We start from the raw sequence: 19,454 nt of genomic DNA, 5'->3' as shown, positions 1-19,454 counted from the left end.
CCGGCGCGGAGGCCGGGCCAGCGTTCGCGGGCGGCCAGCCGCCCGCGCGTTGGAGGGATTACTGCCGTGGCAGACGGCGTCGCGCCGGGGTCTGCGCAGGCTTGGCCTGCGACGTATCTACCAGCCGATACAGGCGGAACCGTTCGTCACGGTCTGCCGGGCGCCGGCCTTCCCAGATCAGGCGCCACTCGAAGTGCGAGACATTGCTTGGCGCGCCGTAGTCCACGGCATCGTGGCGCAGCAGCACGTCGCAGCCGTCGGCGGGGCCGCCAAAGCGGATCTGGCCGAAATACGCAAACGATGCCAGCTGGGCATCCCCCATGCGAATCGGCTGCACGCACTGGTACGTCGACGGCAGCGCCAGGGCCGCCGCCTTGGCCACGTCGCGGTAGGTCTTGCCGTAGTTGATCGATGGCAGCCACAGCGTCATGGCCATGACCCACATCAGCGTGGTGCCGGCGGCCGAAATCACCACCGGGCGCCAGATCTGCTTGGGCGCGCGAGACAGCCGCCAGCGCACGACCAGCACCCATGCGGCCGTGACGGCCAGCGCGATGACCACAGCGCTGATCGTGAACGTGTGCTCGAAGCCTGGAATCTGGCGGAACACGTTGTTGGCCACCTTGGGCGGCCAGCCCGTGGTCTTGGCGATCCACATGAACCACACCGTGCCGCCGAAGATCGTGAAGAAGAGCAGGGCGAACCAGTCCACGGCATTGATGGCCGCGCGCGGCAGCGTGGGCAGCGCGAAGGCCGCCAGGATCGCCATCGGCGGCAGCAGCAGGATGAACTGCACGTCGCCCGGGCTGCGTTGCAGCACCAGCAGCAGGAACAGCATGGCCAGGATGGCCAGCGGCAGCGTCACGTGAGGCGCCCGCCGCATGCCCCGCCACGACAGCCAGGCAAAGGCCGCGATCGGCCAGACCGGCCAGGCGAAGAGCAGGAAGTTGCGCGCGATAAAACCTGCGGTGGGCAGGGTCGGCAGACCGTAGGTACGGCGGTCGTAGCGAGCCCACTCGCGGATATAGGTCACGCCGTCGTCGGTGGTGGTCGCGCCGAAGTAGACCGTGGCCATCCAGGCGGCGACCAGGGCCAGCGCGATGGGTACGCCGATGATCAGCAGCCGCTTCAGCGGCACCGGCTGCGATACGGCGCCGGCGATCAGTGCCGCGCCCAGCAATGCCGCGGCGAGAATCGGGCCGCTGGCCATGCACAGTGCGGCCAGGCCCACGCCAAACCAGAGGCTGCCCTGGACCGGTTTGTCCAGGCTGCGGACCATGCCGTACAGCATCAAGGCGATAAAGCAGACCTGGCCAACCTGCGCGGTGGTTTCGTGGCCACGCATCGCCAGGCCCACGCAGGCCAGGAAGATCAGCAGTGCGCCGTCGGCCAGTGCGCGGCCATAGGACCGCGCGTCAGGCTGGCCGCCAAAGGCGAAGGCAAACGGCTGGACTTCGTCGCGGCGTCCCAGCAGATAGGTCGAATACCAGATAAAGGCGCACGTGCCGAAGTAGAACAGGGCCGTGGCCAGCCGCGAGGCATCGGGGGCGCCCAGCCAGCCGCCAAACAGGCGGATCATCAGCCCGCCCACCCAGTACACCAGCGGGCCGTCCTCGCTGAACGGGCGGCCCACGATATTGGGCATCAGCCAGTCCTGCAGGTTGCCCGAGCCGAGCTGCCACATCACGCCGAATCCCGCGGCATCTTCGTTCTTCCACGGGTCGCGGCCGAACAGGCCGGTCAGTCCGTAGATGATGCAGATCGCCAGCAGCAGATAGCGCGGCAGGGCGCCGGTGGCGGCAGCGGTCAGGTGGACGGGAGAGGTCTTGGTGGCTTGGGACATCGGCAGTAAATCGGGGTAGCCCAGCTTGAGCGTGCGCGAAACGCTATTGTGGGCCACAAATGCAAAGAGGCAGCCGATGCTGCCTCTTTGTCAGGTTGCGCGTGCCAGGAGCATCTGTCCTGTTGCGCGCCGCAGTCGCTTGGAAGCGTCGGCCAATTACTTCTTGGCGGCCAGCTTGCTGCCAAACTTCTGGCGGAACTTCTCGACGCGGCCAGCCGTGTCCATGATCTTCTGTTGGCCGGTGTAGAACGGATGCGATTCCGACGACACTTCGATCTTGGCCAGCGGGTAGCTCTTGCCTTCGTGTTCGATCGTGTCCTTGGTCTGGATCGTCGAGCGGGTCACGAACTTGAAGTCGTTCGACACGTCGTGGAACAGGACTTCGCGATAATTCGGGTGAATGCCTTCTTTCATGGTGCTTCCTTTCAGGTTGGGTAGCCAGTCCGCTCCGTGGTGTCGCAGCTGCTTGCGACGAGCGAACCACTTGCCGATAACGGGCAAACCGGGATTATGGCAGAAAAACAAGAGCCTGGGCAATATCCGGGGCCCGATTTCCGATGTCGTCAGAACGCGACTGTTGGTGATCTATGCGCCACTCTCTGCGGGGTCCTGCCGATAAAACTGCTTGAGCACGTCATAGAGCACGGGCCAGTGCTCATTCAGGCCTTTGGGATCGACGAAAAATGACTCGGACGCCACGGCAAAGAACTCGCTCGGCGCCTCGCACCCGTAGGGGTCGATGACGCGCAGTCTTGGCGGCAGCCGCTCCGGGTGGTCCCAGGCGGCATCTGGCAGCACTTCGCAAGCTTCGGCAAACACATCGTACTGCGTGAGAAGAGTCTCAGCCCATTGTTCGGCATCGACGCCGGGATGCAGCACGCGCGAAAACGGCGGCACGCCATCGGGTTCGCCGTCGAGCATGTCGAGCTTGTGGGCGAATTCGTGGATGACCACGTTATACGAGTCCGATCCGTTGTCGAGGCCCGATCCGGGCATGTTCACGTCCTGCCAGGACAGGATCACGGGGCCGTGCTCCCAGGCTTCGCCGCTGGCTTCCTCTTCCACGCCATGCACCAGGCCGATGTCGTCTTCGACGGTCTTGCGGATCAGGAATTCGCCGGGATACAGCACGATGCCGTGCCAGCCGCGATACCACTCGATGCCAAGCTTCAGGATCGGCACGCAGGCCTGCACGGCCACGCCTACTACCATCTCGTCGGTCAGCTCCAGTTCGTGCGCGGTCGAGTATTCCTTGCTGGCGATGAACAGCGTGGCCAGTTCGCGCAAGGTGGCCAGGTCATCGGCCCCATAGCGCTGGACGAACGGCAGGGCGGCCACGGTGTGGGCCCACAGGTCGTCCGGGATGGCGTAGTGCGCGAGCTTGCGTTCGCGCGAGCGGGCGCGCAGGTAGCTGGACAGTTTGCCGAACATGTCGAAGGCGTGAATGCGGGGTCGGAGCGGGGTCGGAAAAGAAAAAAGGCGCACCCGAAGGGTACGCCTTTTCATGCCGGTGGCAACTGCCCGATGTCAGCCGCCGCGACGCATCATGTCGAAGAACTCTGCGTTGTTCTTCGTCGGCTTCATCTTGTCCAGGATGAATTCCATTGCCTGGACTTCGTCCATGTCCGAGATGAACTTGCGCAGGATCCAGATCTTCTGGAGGATTTCCGGCTTGATCAGCAGTTCCTCGCGGCGCGTGCCGGACTTGTTCAGGTTGATGGCCGGGTAGACACGCTTTTCCGCCAGGCGGCGTTCCAGGTGTACTTCCATGTTGCCGGTACCCTTGAACTCTTCGTAGATCACGTCGTCCATGCGGCTGCCGGTTTCGATCAGCGCGGTGGCGATGATGGTCAGCGAACCACCTTCTTCCAGGTTACGCGCGGCACCGAAGAAACGCTTCGGACGCTGCAGCGCGTTGGCGTCCACACCGCCGGTCAGCACCTTGCCCGAGGCCGGCACCACCGTGTTGTAGGCGCGTGCCAGGCGCGTGATGGAGTCCAGCAGGATCACGACGTCGCGCTTCAGTTCCACCAGGCGCTTGGCCTTCTCGATGACCATTTCGGCCACCTGCACGTGACGGATGGCCGGTTCGTCGAACGTCGACGCCACCACCTCGCCGCGCACCGAGCGCTGCATTTCGGTCACTTCTTCCGGGCGTTCGTCGATCAGCAGCACGAACAGGTCGGCTTCCGGATGGTTGTTCGCAATCGCGTGGGCGATGTGCTGCAGCATCACGGTCTTGCCGGACTTCGGCGACGCCACCAGCAGCGCGCGCTGGCCACGGCCGATCGGGGCGATCATGTCGACGATGCGGCCGGTAATGTTCTCTTCGGCGCGGATGTCGCGTTCGAGCGTGAGCGGCCGGTTCGGATGCAGCGGCGTCAGGTTCTCGAACATGATGCGGTTCTTCACCGCTTCGGGCGGCTGCCCGTTGACCTTGTCCACCTTGACCAGTGCAAAGTAGCGCTCGCCGTCCTTCGGCGTACGCACTTCACCTTCGATCGAGTCACCGGTGTGGAGGTTGAAGCGGCGGATCTGCGACGGGCTGATATAGATGTCGTCCGTGCTGGCCAGGTACGACGTTTCCGGCGAGCGCAGGAAACCGAAGCCATCGGGCAGAACTTCCAGCGTGCCGTCTCCGTAGATGGTTTCGCCCATCTTGGCGCGCTTCTTCAGGATCGCAAACATCAGTTCCTGTTTGCGCATCCGTTGTGCGTTGTCGATCTCGAGCGTAGCCGCCATTTCGAGAAGCGCAGACACGTGAAGCGATTTGAGTTCTGTCAGGTGCATAGACAAGGGGTACAGAAGGGCCCGAACGGGCAAGACCTAGGGAGGGGGAAGGAATGAGCGAACGCTCGGGGAAGTTGTTGGGTCGCATCTTAGCACAATCCGGCCGGCGCGCCAGAACTGGCGCACGCGAGGCCGGATCATGCCAGGCCGGGGCGCAAGGCGCCGGCCGGAGGTCGGTAGCTTAGACCTGTGCGTCCAGGAACGAGGTCAGCTGCGACTTCGACAGCGCGCCAACCTTCTGGGCCACGACTTCACCGTTCTTGAACAGGATCAGGGTCGGGATGCCGCGAATGCCGAACTTGGCCGGCACTTGCTGGTTTTCGTCCACGTTGATCTTGGCGATCTGCACGCGATCGCCGTAGTCCTTCGCGACTTCGTCCAGGATCGGGGCAATCATCTTGCAGGGGCCGCACCATTCAGCCCAGAAGTCCAGCAGCACGGGCTTGTCGGACTTGAGCACGTCGGTGTCGAACGATGCGTCGCTCACATACTTGATTTGGTCGCTCATGGCGGGGAACCTCAGGTTTTGCTCAGTTTATGTTGAAGGCGGGCAACTGCCGTGGGGCTGAACCGCTACCTTACACGAGATCATGCAGGGTCGCCGGACGGCAATGCGTGGCGACACGCGCCGCCATTGACGCCGATATGTTACCAGCTTGCCGGATTTCAAGCCCCGGAGTCACCCGCCGCGCATCGCGTGCCAACAGGCGCTCGCGGTGGTCACGAACACATTGTGCCGTGCTGCGGCTTCTGTTGCCGATGATAGTTTCAATCGACCCGAGAGACGGACTCAATCGGCATCCCTCATTGGAGGTATTTGTGCCCGCGTGGGTGCCGCCGGCTCGGGATTTCCCGTAGAAAAAGGCGCGGGGCATGATCTAGAATGCACTTGGACGGATCGCATCCGCGCTGCGCGTAGAATGGCAGGCCGGATGCGCCAACCCTGCATCTTCCGACATAGGCCATCGATCATGACGCCCGATCCTCGCAAGCCCGATACCGATACCCCCGATCCGGACCAGCTGAGCGAAGCGCTGGCACATCTGCACAGTGCGGTCGAATCCGAAAGCATCGCCACCGGGGCCGCCAAGGGCCTGGTGTACAGCGTGATGGAAACCCTCGGCACGCTGATTGGCGACCCCGACCTGCCAGAGCATGCGCGCTCCGGCTACGAGGGATTGCTGGAAACCGCCCGCGAACTGCGAGCCCGGCTGGAAGGCGGCGGCCGAGGCGGTAACTGACGCTTTCCACGTGCATCCGGGGCGCCCGGGTCGCCCTGCATCGCTGATACGTATCGGTTCCTACCCTCCATGACCCGGCTTTCGTTTCCACCTGGCCCGTCGTTTCTCGAACAGGCCGCCACGGCGACGTGCTATTTCCTTGACCACTGCGGCCCCGCCGCATCGGCCGCGCACGTGGTCGTGCCCACTGCCGCGCAGATTCCCGGCGTGCGCCAGGCGCTCGATGCCGCGGCGCGCGCCGCCGGGCAGCCGCGCCTGCTGCCGCGCGTGCTGACGCTGGGCCACTGGCTGCTGGACCTGCCCCCCGATCTCGACGTCGAGCCGGCGCCCGCGCGCAGTCATGCGGCGCGGTTGCTGGCCGTGCAGCAGGCCATTCGCGCGCAGGACTGGTTGCGCAGCGCATTCGGCGCCCAGACCGAGGGCGCCGCCTGGGGGCTGGCGCAGACGCTGCTGTCGATCAGCGACGAACTGAGCGCGCGATGGCTGGAGGACGCCGCCATTCGCGAGGATGACGATATCGACGGCGACGATCGTGCCGCGCTGCTGCAGGGTGCATTACAGCGCACCTACGCCCATCTGTCCGAGCGCTTTCTTGGTCAGGAGGCCCAGATCGTCCTGGCGTTCTGGCAGATGCTTTCCGGCCCGGACGACCCCTTGCCGGCCCGTCGCCGTGCACTGCAGCGGCTGGCGCAGCAGGTAGCGGGGCCAGTGGTGTGGATCGGCCCGACGCCGCCCGAACCCATCGAGGCCAGCTTCCTGCAGCAAGCCGGTGAACTCGTGCCGACGCTGGAAGTGGGCTACGACTGGACCGGCGGCGAAGCGCCTGCCGACGCCGACTGGTATCAGACGCTGCTGGCCCTGTGGCCCGAGGCGCGCCGTGCCGAACGGGCGGAACCGGGCGAGGAGGGGGCCGAAGCCGGCGAGCCTCACGCCGATGATCGGCGCCCCACGGATACCCCGATGCCCGCGCTGCCCCAGACGCTGCCCGAACAGCGCCCGCGTGTGCGGGTCATCGGCAGCGCCCGTTTCGAGGACGAAGCGGCCGCGGCTGCGGCGCAGCTTGTGCAATGGCTGAACGAGGGCCGCAAGCACGTGGCCCTGGTGGCACACGATCGCGTGGTGGCACGCCGCACGCGCGCACTGCTGACCCGTGCCGGGGCGCCGGTGCGCGATGAAACGGGCTGGAAGCTGTCCACCACGCGCGCCGCCGCCGCGCTGATGCGGTGGTTCGACGTGCTGGTGCGCGATGGCGATACCGCCGCCTTGCTTGACCTGCTGAAGTCGCCGTTCTGTCTGCCCGACGCTGCCCACCGCGGCGCAGCCATTGCGCTGCTGGAGCGGCAGATCCGGCGCGACGCGATCACTGGCGGCTGGACGCGCCTGCGCCACCTGTTCGCGGAGCGCGAGGGGACGACGGTCGTCGACGCCGAGGCCATGGAAGCCAGCGATACAACGCTGCACGTGCGCGCCGCCGCGCGCGGCCTGATCGCCACGCTGGCCGATGAAGCCGGCCAATGGCCGCGCGGCCACGCCCAGCAGCCGCTGTCGGTCTGGCTGGGCCGGCTCGATGCCACGCTCGACGCGCTGGCGATGCGCCCCGCGCTGGCCGCCGACGATGCCGGCCAGCAACTGCTCGATGCGCTGGCGCGGCTGGCCGAACTGGCCGATGACGAAACCGGCAGCCATGCCACGCTGAACCAGCAGGAATTCCGCGCGATGCTGGCCGCGCTGCTCGAAACCGTGGCCTACAAGGAACCGCTGGCGCAAAGCCAGTCGCGTATCACGATCCTGCCGCTCAACGGCGCGCGGATGCGCCGCTTCGACGGCGTGGTGGTGGTGGGTTGCGACGATGCCCAACTGCCGTCGAGCGCGGCCGAGCTGATGTTCTTCTCGAACCAGATGCGCCGCGAACTGGGGCTGGAAGATCGCGAGGCCCGCTTCGCGCAGCAGGCGCGCGACCTGGCCGAGGTGCTGCTCAACAACGATGACGTGGTGCTGACCTGGCAACGCTTCGGCAGCCGGGGCGAGCCCCATCACGTGTCGGGCTGGATCGAGCGGCTGTCCGCCTGCTGCGCGCGTGCCGGGGCCCCGATCGAGGCCGGCGCCGCGCCGCAACTGCTGGACACCTTCGCGCAGCCGGGCCACATGCCCGCGCCGATCGCGCCGGAACGCGTGCCGGCCCGCTGGAGCGCGGCCGCGTACAACATGCTGCGCCGTTGTCCCTATCAGTTCTTCGCGGGCCGCATGCTGGGCCTGGCCGGGCTCGAATCGCTCAACGACGATCTGGAAAAGCGCGACATCGGCAACCTGCTGCACCGCGTCCTGCTGCAGTACCACCAGGAAATCCACGACGCCGGCGAGCGCGACGACGCGCGGCGGCTGGCCCGGCTGCAGCAGATCTCCGACACCGTGTTCGGCAAGCAGATGGCCGAGGACGGCAACGCGATCAGCTACTACCGCCGCTGGTGCGAGGTGCTGCCGTCGTATGTGGCATGGCAGGCCGCCCGCGAGGAAATGGGCTGGCACTGGCGTGGCGGCGAATTGGATGCCGGCGTCGACGTGGCGATGCCCGACGGCATGCCGCTGCGGCTGGCCGGCCGGATCGACCGCCTCGACAAGGGGCCGGACGGCGCCCACGCGGTGCTCGACTACAAGACCCAGCCCGCCAGCCGCCTGCGCCGCAAGGTGGGCGATGCCGAGGAAGACTGCCAGCTCGCGTTCTACGGCCTGTTGCGCGCCGATGCCGTGGCGGGCAGCTGGGTGGCGCTCGAAGGCGTGAAGCAGGGTGGCCGCGACAGCGCACCTGGCGCGCAGCGCGAGGTCGACCTGCCCGAATTCCAGGCCGCCGTCACGTGGCTGGAGCGGCAACTGCGTCATGACGTGGGCCGCCTGCGGCAGGGCGCGAAGCTGCCCGCATTCGGCGATGCCGCCGCCTGTACCTATTGCGAAGCGCGCGGCCTGTGCCGCAAGGGCTTCTGGGAATCCACCGCCTTGCCGGATCTTCGATCATGAACGCCAGCCAGGACATCCACGCCTATCTGCGCGATGGCCAGCCCGTGGGCGAGGCCGATTTCACGCGCGCCGCCTGCGACCCGGCACGCTCCGTCGTGGTCGAAGCCTGCGCGGGCAGCGGCAAGACCTGGCTGCTGGTGGCGCGGCTGGTGCGCCTGCTGCTCGCCGGCGCCGCACCCCACGAGATCCTTGCCATCACCTTCACGCGCAAGGCCGCCGAGGAGATGCGCGAACGCCTGCTGGAAGTGCTGTCGCAACTGGCCAGCGGGTCGGACGACGCAGTGCTGGCCCAACTGGAAATGCGCGGGCTGGATCCCGATGCCGCACGCGCCGCGCTGCCGCGCGCTCGCCTGCTGCATGCGCAGGTGCTGGCTTCGCCAGGCCGCATGGCCATCGACACCTTCCACGGCTGGTTCGGCACGCTGCTGCGTGGTGCGCCGCTGTCGTCGGGCATCGTGCCCGGCGCGTCGCTGCGCGAAGACGCCCTGCGCATGAGGCGCGAGGCCTGGGCGCCGTTCTGGCGCGCGCTGGCCCATCCGCAGCATGCGGACCTGCGCGAAGCCTATGAGCAACTGGTCGATGCGATTGGCGACTTCCAGGCGCGTAGCCTGCTGGATCGCATGTTCCATGCGCGCAACGAGTGGTGGGCGTTTCGCGATGCCGCCGATCATGACGGCGATGCGGCGCAGCGGCTGACCCATGATCTTGGCGATGACGCGACCATCGACGTGCTGGTGGAGGCGCTGGCCGATGACGACTGGCTTGAGGATTGCGCCCAGCTGGCGCTGACCCTGGGCCGGGCCGGCAAGACCGAGCAGACCCACGCGTCGCGGCTGGTGGACGGCCTGCGCGCGATCCGGGCCTGGCGCGATGCCGGTGCCGCGCCAGGCGACGCCGCCACGCACGCCTTCGGCCAGCTGCGCGCCGCGTTCTTCACCGACGCCGGCAAGCCGCGCGCGATGAAGGCCACCACGGCGCTGGTCAAGGTCTGTGGCGGCGAAGGCGGCGCCGAAGGCCTGATCGCCCGCGTGGCCGACCATTGCGCGCGGCTCGACGACATTGCCGCGCGGCGCTGCGAGGCCGCCGTGCTGGCCATCAACCTGGCGCTGTATCGGCTGGGAGATGCGCTGCTGGAGCGCTACCAGCGCTACAAGGGTGAGCAGCGCGCGATGGATTTCGCCGATCTGGAATGGCTGGCTGCCCGGCTGATGGCCGACGAGGAAACCGCCACCTATCTGCAGGTGCGGCTCGATGCGCGCTATCGCCATCTGCTGCTCGACGAATTCCAGGACACCAACCCGCTGCAATGGCGCATCCTGCAGGGCTGGCTGGCCGGCTACCAGGGCCTGGGCGACAAGCCGACCGTGTTCCTGGTGGGGGACCCCAAGCAGTCGATCTATCGCTTTCGCCGCGCCGATGCGCGCCTGTTCGATGCCGCGCGCGACATGCTGCAGGCGGACTTCCGTGCCACGGTGCTGCGCACCAACCGCACGCGCCGCAATCGCCCCGAGGTGCTGGACTGGGTCAACGCCGTGTTCGATCACGCCCGCGCCGACGGCCGCTATCCGCTCTACGAGACGCAGACCACGGCGCTGAAGGATCCGGGCGGACCCATCTGGCTGCTGCCGCTGGTCGAGGCCGAGGACGCCGCCAGCGCAGCCGACGAGGCAGCGGGTGCCGACGACGATCAGCCCGACGGTGACGGCCATCGCGATACGCTGACGCAGCCGCGCGTGCAGCAGGGGGATTCGCTGCGCTTCGAGGAAGGCCGCCGCGTGGCCGCCTGGCTGCACTATCTGCGCGAGCAGGTGCCCGTGCGCGAGGGGGATGTGTCGCGGCCCGCCACCTGGCGCGACATGCACCTGCTGGTGCGCCGCAAGACGTACCTGCCTGACTACGAGCGCGCGCTGCGCGAAGCCGGCATCCCGTGCCTGAGCCCGCGCCGGGGCGGTCTGCTGACCACGCTGGAAGCGCTCGATATCTCGGCGCTGCTGGCGTTCCTGATGACGCCGGAATCCGATCTCGATCTGGCGCACGTGCTCAAGAGCCCGATCGTGGGCGCCACCGACGACGACCTGATCCTGCTGGCGATGATCGAAGGCGAGGGCGGCTGGTGGTCGCGCATCGCGACTGGGCTGCCCGAGCATGTGTCGGACGCGCTGCGCACCGGCATCGCCCGGCTGCGCGCCTGGCTGGCGCTGGCGCCGCACAAGCCCGTGCATGACCTGATCGACCATATCTATCACCACGGCGAGGTGCGCCGCCGCTACGCGGAGGCTGCGCCGTCGGCCATCCGCGAGCAGGTGCTGGCCAATCTGGATGCCTTCCTGAAGCTGTCGCTCGACCTCGACGGCGGCCGCTACCCGAGCCTGCCGAAGTTCATCGACGAGCTGCAGGAGATACGGCGCGGCGACGAGGACGAAAGCCCCGACGAGGGTGGCATGGGCGAGGGCGTGGAAGACACCGAGGCCGAGCCCGACGATGCCGGCGACAGCCAGCTCGACGCCGTGCATATCCTGACCGTGCATGCGGCCAAGGGCCTGGAGGCACCGTTCGTGGTGCTGCTCGATGCCAACCACAGCGATCCGGCCGCCGACCGCGGCGGCATCCTGGTGGACTGGCCGCCGGCATCGCTGGCGCCACGGCATTTCTCGGCCTACGGCAAGCGCAGCGAGCGCGGACTGGCGCGCGCGCCGATGTTCGAGGCCGAAGCCGCACTGGCCGAGCGCGAGAACTGGAACCTGCTCTACGTGGCCATGACGCGTGCGCAGCAGGGCCTGCTGGTCAGCGGCGTCAAAGGCCGTGCCAGCAAGGCCGCGAAGGAAGAGGCCAACGGCGCCGAGATCGCCGGCAGCTGGTACGTGCGGCTGGCCGGGGCGGGCATCGGTGACGAGGTGACGGCCTATCCCGAGGCCGAAGTCGCGGCCGCCGATACGTTCAGCGCGGCCAGCGAGCGCGTGCGCTACACCGATTTTCGGCTGCGTTATCGCGATGCGGCTGACGCGGTGGCAGATGGGGTGGCCGATGGAGCAGCGGAAGGGGAGGCGGAATCAACCGAGGGCGCCTTCGAGGACGAAGCCGAAGCCACCGTGTTCGACGCCGAGGCCGCCGCGCATGGCGAACTGGTGCACGCGCTGCTGGAGCGGCTGACGCGCTACCCGGACGTCTATGCCGGCGTGCCGGACGCCGCCACCGTGATGCGCTGGTTCCCGCTGGCCGGGGCGGGCGCGCCCCAGGCACGCGAGCGCTGGCAGCGGCAGGCCGAAGCGGCGGTGGCCGACCTGCACGCCATGCTGGCGGCGCCTGCGTTGCGGCCGCTGCTGTTCGCCCCCGACGCGGTGTCGGCGCGCAACGAGGTGGAACTCTACGATGGCCGGGGCCGTCTGCTGCGGATCGACAGGCTGGTGGAGTTCGACGACCGGGTGGTCATCATCGACTACAAGCAGCGCCTGCTGCCGCAGGAGCACGCGGCCTATGGCGCGCAGTTGGCGCGCTACGTGGCGGCGGTGCAGCCGGTCTTCCCGGGCAAGCGGATCGACGCCGGCGTGGCAACGGCCGCCGGGGAGTGGATCGATGCGGATGTGCTGCGCGCCACGGCGCCGTCACGGTCGCCGGTGCCAATCGCCACGACGCAGCAGGGGTCGTTGTTCTGATCTGGAAAAGAGGCGCAGAATAGGCGTTGCTGTTTGGGCGTTGCTATTCAGGCGCTGCTATTTCGATTCCGCAGGTTTGCGCCCCCCGCCCGCGCGGCGGGGGCGAGGCCGGGCCGGGCGTTTCGGCGCGCGGCTCATCATCGTGTGGCGCACGAACGCCCGTATCCCGCCATTAGGCAGGAAAGCATCAATTTCGTGGAATTTTCGCGAAGAACGTCGCGCGAAGAAAGATAAAGCAGGAAGAAGGGGGACGAGCCTGACCCTCGGCACTGGTGGAAAACGGCTGTGGCTGCTTCGTTCCCGACCTGACCAGGTTGACCGCGCCGCCATGCGAGGAGGCCCGTCCGACCGGCATTGTAACCCAACCTGGCGCAACGTTTCCAATTTCGTTGTTCTACGAGGTTGTTCGACGGGAGTTTGATCTGATACCGGGGTGTCGCCTGGCCATGCTGGCAGCATGGCGGACGGCATTTTCAGCCGACTTTTCATCCAGACAGGTTGGGGCATGAACGCAAACGACCAGATCCTCCGCGGCGCACTCGTGCCGCAAGACATCTCCATTGAAGTTCTTCAGGAAAAATACGCCAAGGGCGAGGAGCGCAGCATCGACGATGTGCGTCGCCGTGTGGCGCGTGCGCTGGCCGACGTCGAGCCGGCCGATCATCGTGACACCTGGGCCGCGCGCTTCCTCTGGGCGCTGGAAAACGGCTTCGTGCCGGCCGGGCGTATCAACTCCGCCGCCGGTACGGGTATCCAGGCCACGCTGATCAACTGCTTCGTGCAACCCGTGGGCGATTCGGTGTCGGAATCCCGCAGCGGCAAGCCCAGTATCTACACGGCCGTGGCGCAGGCCGCAGAAACCATGCGGCGCGGCGGCGGGGTGGGTTATGACTTCTCGTCGATCCGGCCCGGCGGCGCGCTGGTGCGCGCCACGCATTCGCGGGCGTCGGGGCCGGTGTCGTTCATGAAGGTGTTCGATGCGTCGTGTGCCACGGTGGAGTCGGCCGGCGCGCGGCGCGGGGCGCAGATGGGCGTGCTGCGCTGCGACCATCCCGACATCGAGAGCTTCATCCACGCCAAGGATCGCGGCGACCTAACCAACTTCAATATCTCGATTGGCGTCACCGATGCCTTCATGCGGGCCGTGGAGGCCGATGAGGAGATCGAACTGGTGCACGAGGCCGAGCCGGGCATGGACGTGATCGCGGCCGGCGCCTACCGGCGCGACGATGGCCAGTGGGTATATCGGCGGGTACCGGCGCGCCGGCTGTGGGACCAGGTCATGCAGGCCACCTACGACCACGCCGAGCCGGGCATCCTGTTCCTGTCGCGCATCAATGCCGACAACAACCTCTATTACTGCGAGACGATCGAGGCCACCAACCCGTGCGCCGAGCAGCCGCTGCCGTCGTATGGCTGCTGCTGCCTGGGGTCGATCAACCTGACGCGCTTCGTGCGCCAGCCGTTCACCGACGCGGCCAGCTTCGACTTCGCCGCATTTGCCGAGGTCGTGCGGGTGTCCACGCGCATGCTCGACAACGTGCTCGACGTCACCTTCTGGCCGCTGCCCGAACAGCAGGCCGAGGCACAGGCCAAGCGCCGCATCGGGCTGGGCTTCCTGGGGCTGGGCAGCGCGCTGGTGATGCTGGGGCTGCGTTACGACACCGACGCGGCCCGCGCGCTGGCGGGCCGGATATCCGAATCGATGCGCGATCACGCGTACCTGGCGTCGGTGGAACTGGCCGACGAGAAGGGCGCCTTCCCGCTGTTCGATGCCGACGACTATCTGCGCGGCGGCTTTGTCAGCCGCCTGCCGGACGCCGTGCGCGATGCCATTCGCACGCACGGGCTGCGCAATTCGCACCTGCTGTCGATCGCGCCGACGGGCACCATCACGCTGGCGTTCGCGGACAACGCGTCGAACGGTATCGAACCTGCGTTCTCGTGGACGTACAACCGCCGCAAGCGCATGCCGGACGACAGCTATCGCACGTTCGAGGTGGCCGACCACGCCTGGCGACGGTATCGGCATATGGGCGGGGACATGGACCGCCTGCCGGACAGCTTCGTTACGGCGCTGCAGATGTCGGCGCTGGATCATATGCGGATGCTGGAAGCCGTGCAGCCGTACATCGACACCAGCATCAGCAAGACCGTGAACGTGCCGGAGGACTATCCGTACGAGGCCTTCCGACACCTGTACCTGGAAGCCTGGAAGGCCGGCCTGAAGGGGCTGGCCACCTACCGGCCCAATCAGGTGCTGGGCGCCGTGCTGTCGGTGGCGCCGGCGGCCGAGGCGCCCGGGGCCGCGACTGCGCCGGGTGCGCTGCAGAACGGCGACGATCCGCTCACGCGGCTGTTCGGCAGCCGTCCGCTGGGTGACCTCGAAGGCGTGACCTCGAAGGTCGAATACCTGACCTACGAAGGCCACAAGACCGTCTATCTGACCGTCAACTTCATGCGCGTCGCGGGCACGGTGGACGGCCAGCCTGTGACGATCGAACGGCCGATCGAGTTCTTCATGCCGGCCGGCCAGCGCAGCGAGGGGCAGCAGTGGATCACGTCGACGATGCGGCTGCTGTCGATGGTGGCGCGCTCGGGCGGCCCGATCGCCAAGGCGCTGGCCGACATGCGCAATGTGGTGTGGGACAAGGGCACCGTGCGCTATGGATCGGTGGTGCGGCAGGACGGCACCGAGGTGCCGCGTTTCCATGACTCCGAGGTGGCGGCGTTGAGCTATGCGCTACAGCGCATCCTCATCAAGCGTGGCTTCCTGGATGACGAGGGCGGTCAGGTGCCCGTGACTGCGCTGGCGGCCCGGCTGGCCCGGCGCGACGGCGGCGAGGCGGCGGTGATACTGGCCCGGCCGACGGCGCCCGCCCAGGCCGCCACGGCCGTGACCGGCATTGGCACCGGCAAGCCCTGCCCCGAGTGTGGCGCGCATGCCCTGCACAAGGTCGACGGCTGCGCCAAGTGCGCCAACTGCGGCTACGTGGGCGAGTGCGGCTGATCCGGCACCTGCCGGCAAGGTGCGGCCCAGGATGCACAGCCGTGCATCGATTTGGGCCGCGCCTCCATCACATCACCTATATCGAACGATCGTTTTAAGGAGTACGCTGCGCGCGAGGATGTGAGGTGCACCAGACTGCCCCCGAATAAACCCTGATCCCTGAATCCGGTTCATCGGGTCGATGACCGGATTTTGGGCGGTGAGCCGGGAACCCGTCCTTACAATCCCCTTTCTGTCCGGCGGGCGGCGCTTGCGTCGCTCGGTGGGGCATATGTCGTCCGGAGGTCCAGGCCCGTCAGAGGCAGGCAGCCGTATCAACCAGAGGAGGATTCAATCGTGTGGAGTCAAGTCTATGACCCGCTAGGCAGCATGGCGCTTTCGACCATTGCTGCAGGGGTTCCGGTCGCCGTGCTGCTTGCCGCGCTGGCGTTCTTTCATATGCAGGCGCACCTGGCGGCCGGCCTGGCGCTGGTAGTGGGTATCGTCGTCGCGTCGTTCGTGTTCGGCATGCCGGCGGCCATGGCCGGCAAGGCGGCGGGGCTCGGCATCGTGTCCGGCTTGTTCCCGATTGGCTGGATCGTCCTCAATATCATCTTCCTGCACCGGCTGACCACGATAAACGGGTCATTCAAGGTGTTGCAGAACTCGATCTCCGGCGTGACCGAGGATCGCCGCCTGCAACTGCTGCTGGTGGCCTTCAGCTTTGGCGCATTCTTCGAGGGCGCGGCCGGTTTCGGCACGCCGGTGGCCGTGACCGGTGCCATCCTGATCGGCCTGGGCTTCTCGCCGCTGGCCGCGTCGGGCCTGGCGCTGATCGCCAACACCGCGCCGGTGGCATTCGGCGCGCTGGGCGCACCGATCATCGGCCTGTCGTCGGTGACGGGCATCGAGCAGGTGCAGCTTTCCGCGATGATCGGCCGCCAGCTGCCGTTCTTCTCGGTGCTGGTGCCGTTCTGGCTGATCTGGGCGTTCGCGGGCTTCCGCGGCATGCTGGCGATCTGGCCGGCCATCCTGGTGGCGGGCGTCAGCTTCGCGGTGCCGCAGTTCCTGGTGTCGAACTTCCACGGCCCGTGGCTGGTGGACGTGATCTCGGCGCTGATCTCGATGGGCTGCCTGACCGGCTTCCTGAAGATCTGGCAACCGAAGGAAATCTGGACGTCCACGCGTATCCTGGGCCGCCACGACGACTCGAAGGTCGACCATCCCGAAGCCATCGAGGCCGAGGCCCGTGCCACGGCCGCTTCGGCCGGCATCTCGGTGGTCAAGGCTTGGATGCCGTGGGTGATCCTGACCGTGTTCGTGTTTGTCTGGGGCGTTCCGGAGTTCAAGAAGCTGATGGACGGCCTCTGGCAGTGGAAGTACCCGATTCCGGGCCTGGACAAGGCCATTATCAAGGGCCCGCCGGTGGTGCCGAAGGAAATCGCCGAAGGCGCCGTGTTCAGCTTCAACGTGCTGTCGATGGCGGGCACCGGCATTCTGGTGTCGGCGGTGGTGGGCGGCCTGCTGATGGGCTACTCGATCCCGCGCCTGTTCAAGGAATACTGGGAAACCATCAAGCTCGTGCGCTATTCGCTGCTGACGATCTGCGCGATGTTCGGCATCGGCTACCTGACCCGCTACTCGGGCCTGGACGCCACGCTGGGCCTGGCGTTTGCCCAGACCGGCGTGCTGTACCCGCTGTTCGGCACGATGCTGGGCTGGCTGGGTGTGGCGCTGACGGGCTCGGACACGGCGTCGAACGTGCTGTTCGGCGGCCTGCAGAAGACCACGGCCGAGCAGCTGGGCCTGTCGCCGACGCTGATGGCGGCCGCCAACAGCTCCGGTGGCGTGATGGGCAAGATGATCGACGCACAATCGATCGTGGTGGCGTCCACGGCCACCAAGTGGTACGGCCACGAGGGCGAGATCCTGCGCTATGTGTTCTTCCACTCGATCTCGCTGGCCATCCTGGTCGGCCTGTTCGTGACGCTGCAGGCGTATGTGCATCCGTTCACGCAAATGGTGATTCACTGACGGCTGGCCAGCCCGATGTGACACGAAGCCCCGCCCCAAGGCGGGGCTTTTTTGTGGGCGCCGGCCGGCCAGGGTTTGCCGGGCCGGTTCCCGATTGCTGAGGCCCGCCTTTTGCTACAATCGCCGCCATGAGTTATCAAGTTCTAGCGCGCAAATGGCGCCCACGGGATTTCACCACGCTGGTCGGCCAGGAGCACGTGGTGCGCGCGCTCACGCATGCGCTGGAACAGCAGCGGCTACATCACGCCTACCTGTTCACCGGCACGCGCGGTGTCGGCAAGACCACGTTGTCCCGGATCCTGGCCAAGGCCCTCAATTGCACCGGCCCGGACGGCAACGGCGGCATCACCGCCCAGCCCTGCGGGCAGTGCAAGGCCTGCATGGAGATCGATAGCGGGCGGTTCGTCGACTATATCGAGATGGACGCGGCGTCGAACCGTGGCGTCGACGAGATGGCGCAGCTGCTCGACAAGGCGGTCTATGCGCCGACGGTTGGCCGCTTCAAGGTCTATATGATCGACGAAGTGCATATGCTGACCAACCACGCCTTCAACGCGATGCTGAAGACGCTGGAAGAGCCGCCCGGGCACGTCAAGTTCATCCTGGCCACGACCGATCCGCAGAAGATTCCGGTCACCGTCCTGTCGCGCTGCCTGCAGTTCAACCTGAAGCAGATGCCGCCGGGGCATATCGTGTCGCACCTGGACCATATCCTGGGCCAGGAAGGCATCAGCCACGATGGCAACGCGCTGCGCCTGCTGGCGCAGGCCGCCCATGGGTCGATGCGCGACGCGCTGTCGCTGACCGACCAGGCCATCGCCTACAGCGCCGGCCAGGTGTCCGAAGACGCCGTGCGCGGCATGCTGGGCGCGATCGACCAGAGTTACCTCGTGCAGTTGCTCGATGCGCTGGCCGCCGAAGACGGCGCCACGATGCTGGGCATTGCCGATTCGATGGCTGACCGCAGCCTGTCGTTTGCCGGTGCGCTGCAAGACCTGGGCTCGCTGTTGCACAAGATCGCGCTGGCGCAGGCCGTGCCGGCATCGGTGCAGGACGAATGGCCCGAGGCCGCGGACGTGCGCCGCCTGGCCGGCCAGTTCGACGCGCAGGAAATCCAGCTCTTCTACCAGATTGCCAACCTTGGCCGCAGCGAGCTTGCGCTGGCGCCGGACGAATATGCCGGCTTCACGATGACGCTGTTGCGCATGCTGGCCTTCCGGCCGTCGGCCACGCCTGCCGCGCCGGTGGGCGGGCAGGGCGGTGGCGGCCAGGCGGTGGCGCGGCCGCGTCCGGCCAGCCCGCCGGTCGCATCGCCGCGTGCCATGGCCGCTGCGCCGGTTGCGCCGGTTGCGCAGGCTGCTGTGGCCACGCCGACGAAGGCCGCCACGCCGCAAGCGCCCGTGGCGCAGACTGCGGCACCAAAGGCTGAGATGCCGGTTGCCGATGTGGCCAGGGCCGCCACGCCGCCTACGCCGCCTACGCCGGCACCGATGGCGGAACCCGTTGCGGCGCCCATGGCCAGCGCGCCTGCGGTTGCCGCTGTGCCCGAAATCCCCGTCATGCCTGACGCTCCGGCCGCGCCGGCGGCCAGCAGCCGCACGGCCATGTCACCGGCGCGTGCTGCCCTGGAAGCTGCTCGACAGGGATCGGCCGGCAAGGGTGCTTCGCGCCCGGCCGGTGCCAGCGCGCCGCCGATGGCTGGCGCCGCTGCCGTCGCCGCGGCCAGCCAGCGCCCGGCGGCCCAGCCGCTGCGTCCGCCTTCGGCTTCGCGCCCGGCGACCACCGCCACGGCGGCACCCGTGCAAGCGGCCCCGGCGTCGCCGAAGCCCGCCGCCCCGGCGGCAGGCGTCCAGCAGGCAGCGGCTGCGCCGGAACCCGTGCGCGAGCGCGCG

At 67.5% G+C, this 19,454-nt stretch carries 11 protein-coding genes and 1 other RNA gene; 6 read left to right on the top strand and 6 right to left on the bottom strand.

All coding sequences use genetic code 11. The annotated features are described in order from the left end of the window. Positions 1-58: 58 nt before the first annotated feature. The 5 genes from CYJ10_RS18665 to trxA all read right to left on the bottom strand — a co-directional run bounded on the left by CYJ10_RS18665 (position 59) and on the right by trxA (position 5,141). Positions 59-1,843, bottom strand: a complete 1,785-nt coding sequence (locus tag CYJ10_RS18665) for an ArnT family glycosyltransferase (RefSeq protein WP_101683180.1) — start codon at positions 1,841-1,843, stop codon at positions 59-61. A 156-nt stretch (positions 1,844-1,999) separates the two neighbouring features. Further along, on the bottom strand, positions 2,000-2,257 hold the full coding sequence (locus tag CYJ10_RS18660) for a type B 50S ribosomal protein L31 (RefSeq protein WP_101682981.1): 258 nt from the start codon (positions 2,255-2,257) through the stop codon (positions 2,000-2,002). 171 nt (positions 2,258-2,428) lie between these two features. Further along, positions 2,429-3,274: a M90 family metallopeptidase gene (locus CYJ10_RS18655; RefSeq protein ID WP_101682980.1), complete on the bottom strand. Its 846-nt coding sequence runs from the start codon at positions 3,272-3,274 to the stop codon at positions 2,429-2,431. 96 nt (positions 3,275-3,370) lie between these two features. Beyond that, the gene (gene rho, locus CYJ10_RS18650; RefSeq protein ID WP_061959700.1) at positions 3,371-4,633 is read right to left on the bottom strand and encodes a transcription termination factor Rho; all 1,263 of its coding nucleotides are present in this window, start codon (positions 4,631-4,633) and stop codon (positions 3,371-3,373) included. 181 nt (positions 4,634-4,814) lie between these two features. Then, complete coding sequence (gene trxA, locus CYJ10_RS18645) at positions 4,815-5,141, bottom strand: thioredoxin TrxA (RefSeq protein WP_066734371.1); 327 nt, start codon at positions 5,139-5,141, stop codon at positions 4,815-4,817. A gap of 463 nt (positions 5,142-5,604) precedes the next feature. Here trxA and CYJ10_RS18640 point away from each other — a divergent pair, with 463 nt between their 5' ends. From CYJ10_RS18640 to CYJ10_RS18630, 3 genes are all read left to right on the top strand, one after another. After that, a complete protein-coding gene (locus CYJ10_RS18640) occupies positions 5,605-5,874 on the top strand; it encodes a hypothetical protein (RefSeq protein ID WP_101682979.1) in 270 nt (89 codons plus the stop codon). A 69-nt stretch (positions 5,875-5,943) separates the two neighbouring features. Beyond that, the gene (locus CYJ10_RS18635; RefSeq protein ID WP_101682978.1) at positions 5,944-8,886 is read left to right on the top strand and encodes a PD-(D/E)XK nuclease family protein; all 2,943 of its coding nucleotides are present in this window, start codon (positions 5,944-5,946) and stop codon (positions 8,884-8,886) included. Continuing rightward, entirely contained in the window at positions 8,883-12,539 is a 3,657-nt protein-coding gene (locus CYJ10_RS18630) for a UvrD-helicase domain-containing protein (RefSeq protein ID WP_101682977.1), read from the top strand. Before CYJ10_RS18635 ends, CYJ10_RS18630 begins: the two co-directional genes overlap by 4 nt. A gap of 246 nt (positions 12,540-12,785) precedes the next feature. Here the strand turns inward: CYJ10_RS18630 and ffs are convergent. Beyond that, positions 12,786-12,884: signal recognition particle sRNA small type (gene ffs / locus CYJ10_RS18625), an RNA gene on the bottom strand. 160 nt (positions 12,885-13,044) lie between these two features. Between ffs and CYJ10_RS18620 the strand changes: the two genes are divergently transcribed. The 3 genes from CYJ10_RS18620 to CYJ10_RS18610 all read left to right on the top strand — a co-directional run. Next, complete coding sequence (locus CYJ10_RS18620) at positions 13,045-15,549, top strand: adenosylcobalamin-dependent ribonucleoside-diphosphate reductase (protein WP_101683179.1); 2,505 nt, start codon at positions 13,045-13,047, stop codon at positions 15,547-15,549. A gap of 336 nt (positions 15,550-15,885) precedes the next feature. Then, positions 15,886-17,562: an L-lactate permease gene (locus CYJ10_RS18615; RefSeq protein WP_101682976.1), complete on the top strand. Its 1,677-nt coding sequence runs from the start codon at positions 15,886-15,888 to the stop codon at positions 17,560-17,562. Between the two features lie 128 nt (positions 17,563-17,690). Continuing rightward, positions 17,691-19,454: DNA polymerase III subunit gamma/tau (locus CYJ10_RS18610; RefSeq protein ID WP_180862987.1), on the top strand; the 1,764-nt coding region annotated here is incomplete at its 3' end.

Source organism: Cupriavidus pauculus (assembly GCF_002858765.1).
GTDB lineage: Bacteria > Pseudomonadota > Gammaproteobacteria > Burkholderiales > Burkholderiaceae > Cupriavidus > Cupriavidus pauculus_B.
This window is presented reverse-complemented; position numbering and strand designations above follow the sequence as displayed.

Excerpts from the sequence above, each read along its gene's own strand:
- CYJ10_RS18665 (WP_101683180.1), bottom strand. The coding sequence starts at position 1,843 with ATGTCCCAAGCCACCAAGACCTCTCCCGTCCACCTGACCGCTGCCGCC.
- CYJ10_RS18660 (WP_101682981.1), bottom strand. The coding sequence starts at position 2,257 with ATGAAAGAAGGCATTCACCCGAATTATCGCGAAGTCCTGTTCCACGAC.
- CYJ10_RS18655 (WP_101682980.1), bottom strand. The coding sequence starts at position 3,274 with ATGTTCGGCAAACTGTCCAGCTACCTGCGCGCCCGCTCGCGCGAACGC.
- rho (WP_061959700.1), bottom strand. The coding sequence starts at position 4,633 with ATGCACCTGACAGAACTCAAATCGCTTCACGTGTCTGCGCTTCTCGAA.
- trxA (WP_066734371.1), bottom strand. The coding sequence starts at position 5,141 with ATGAGCGACCAAATCAAGTATGTGAGCGACGCATCGTTCGACACCGAC.
- CYJ10_RS18640 (WP_101682979.1), top strand. The coding sequence starts at position 5,605 with ATGACGCCCGATCCTCGCAAGCCCGATACCGATACCCCCGATCCGGAC.
- CYJ10_RS18635 (WP_101682978.1), top strand. The coding sequence starts at position 5,944 with ATGACCCGGCTTTCGTTTCCACCTGGCCCGTCGTTTCTCGAACAGGCC.
- CYJ10_RS18630 (WP_101682977.1), top strand. The coding sequence starts at position 8,883 with ATGAACGCCAGCCAGGACATCCACGCCTATCTGCGCGATGGCCAGCCC.
- CYJ10_RS18620 (WP_101683179.1), top strand. The coding sequence starts at position 13,045 with ATGAACGCAAACGACCAGATCCTCCGCGGCGCACTCGTGCCGCAAGAC.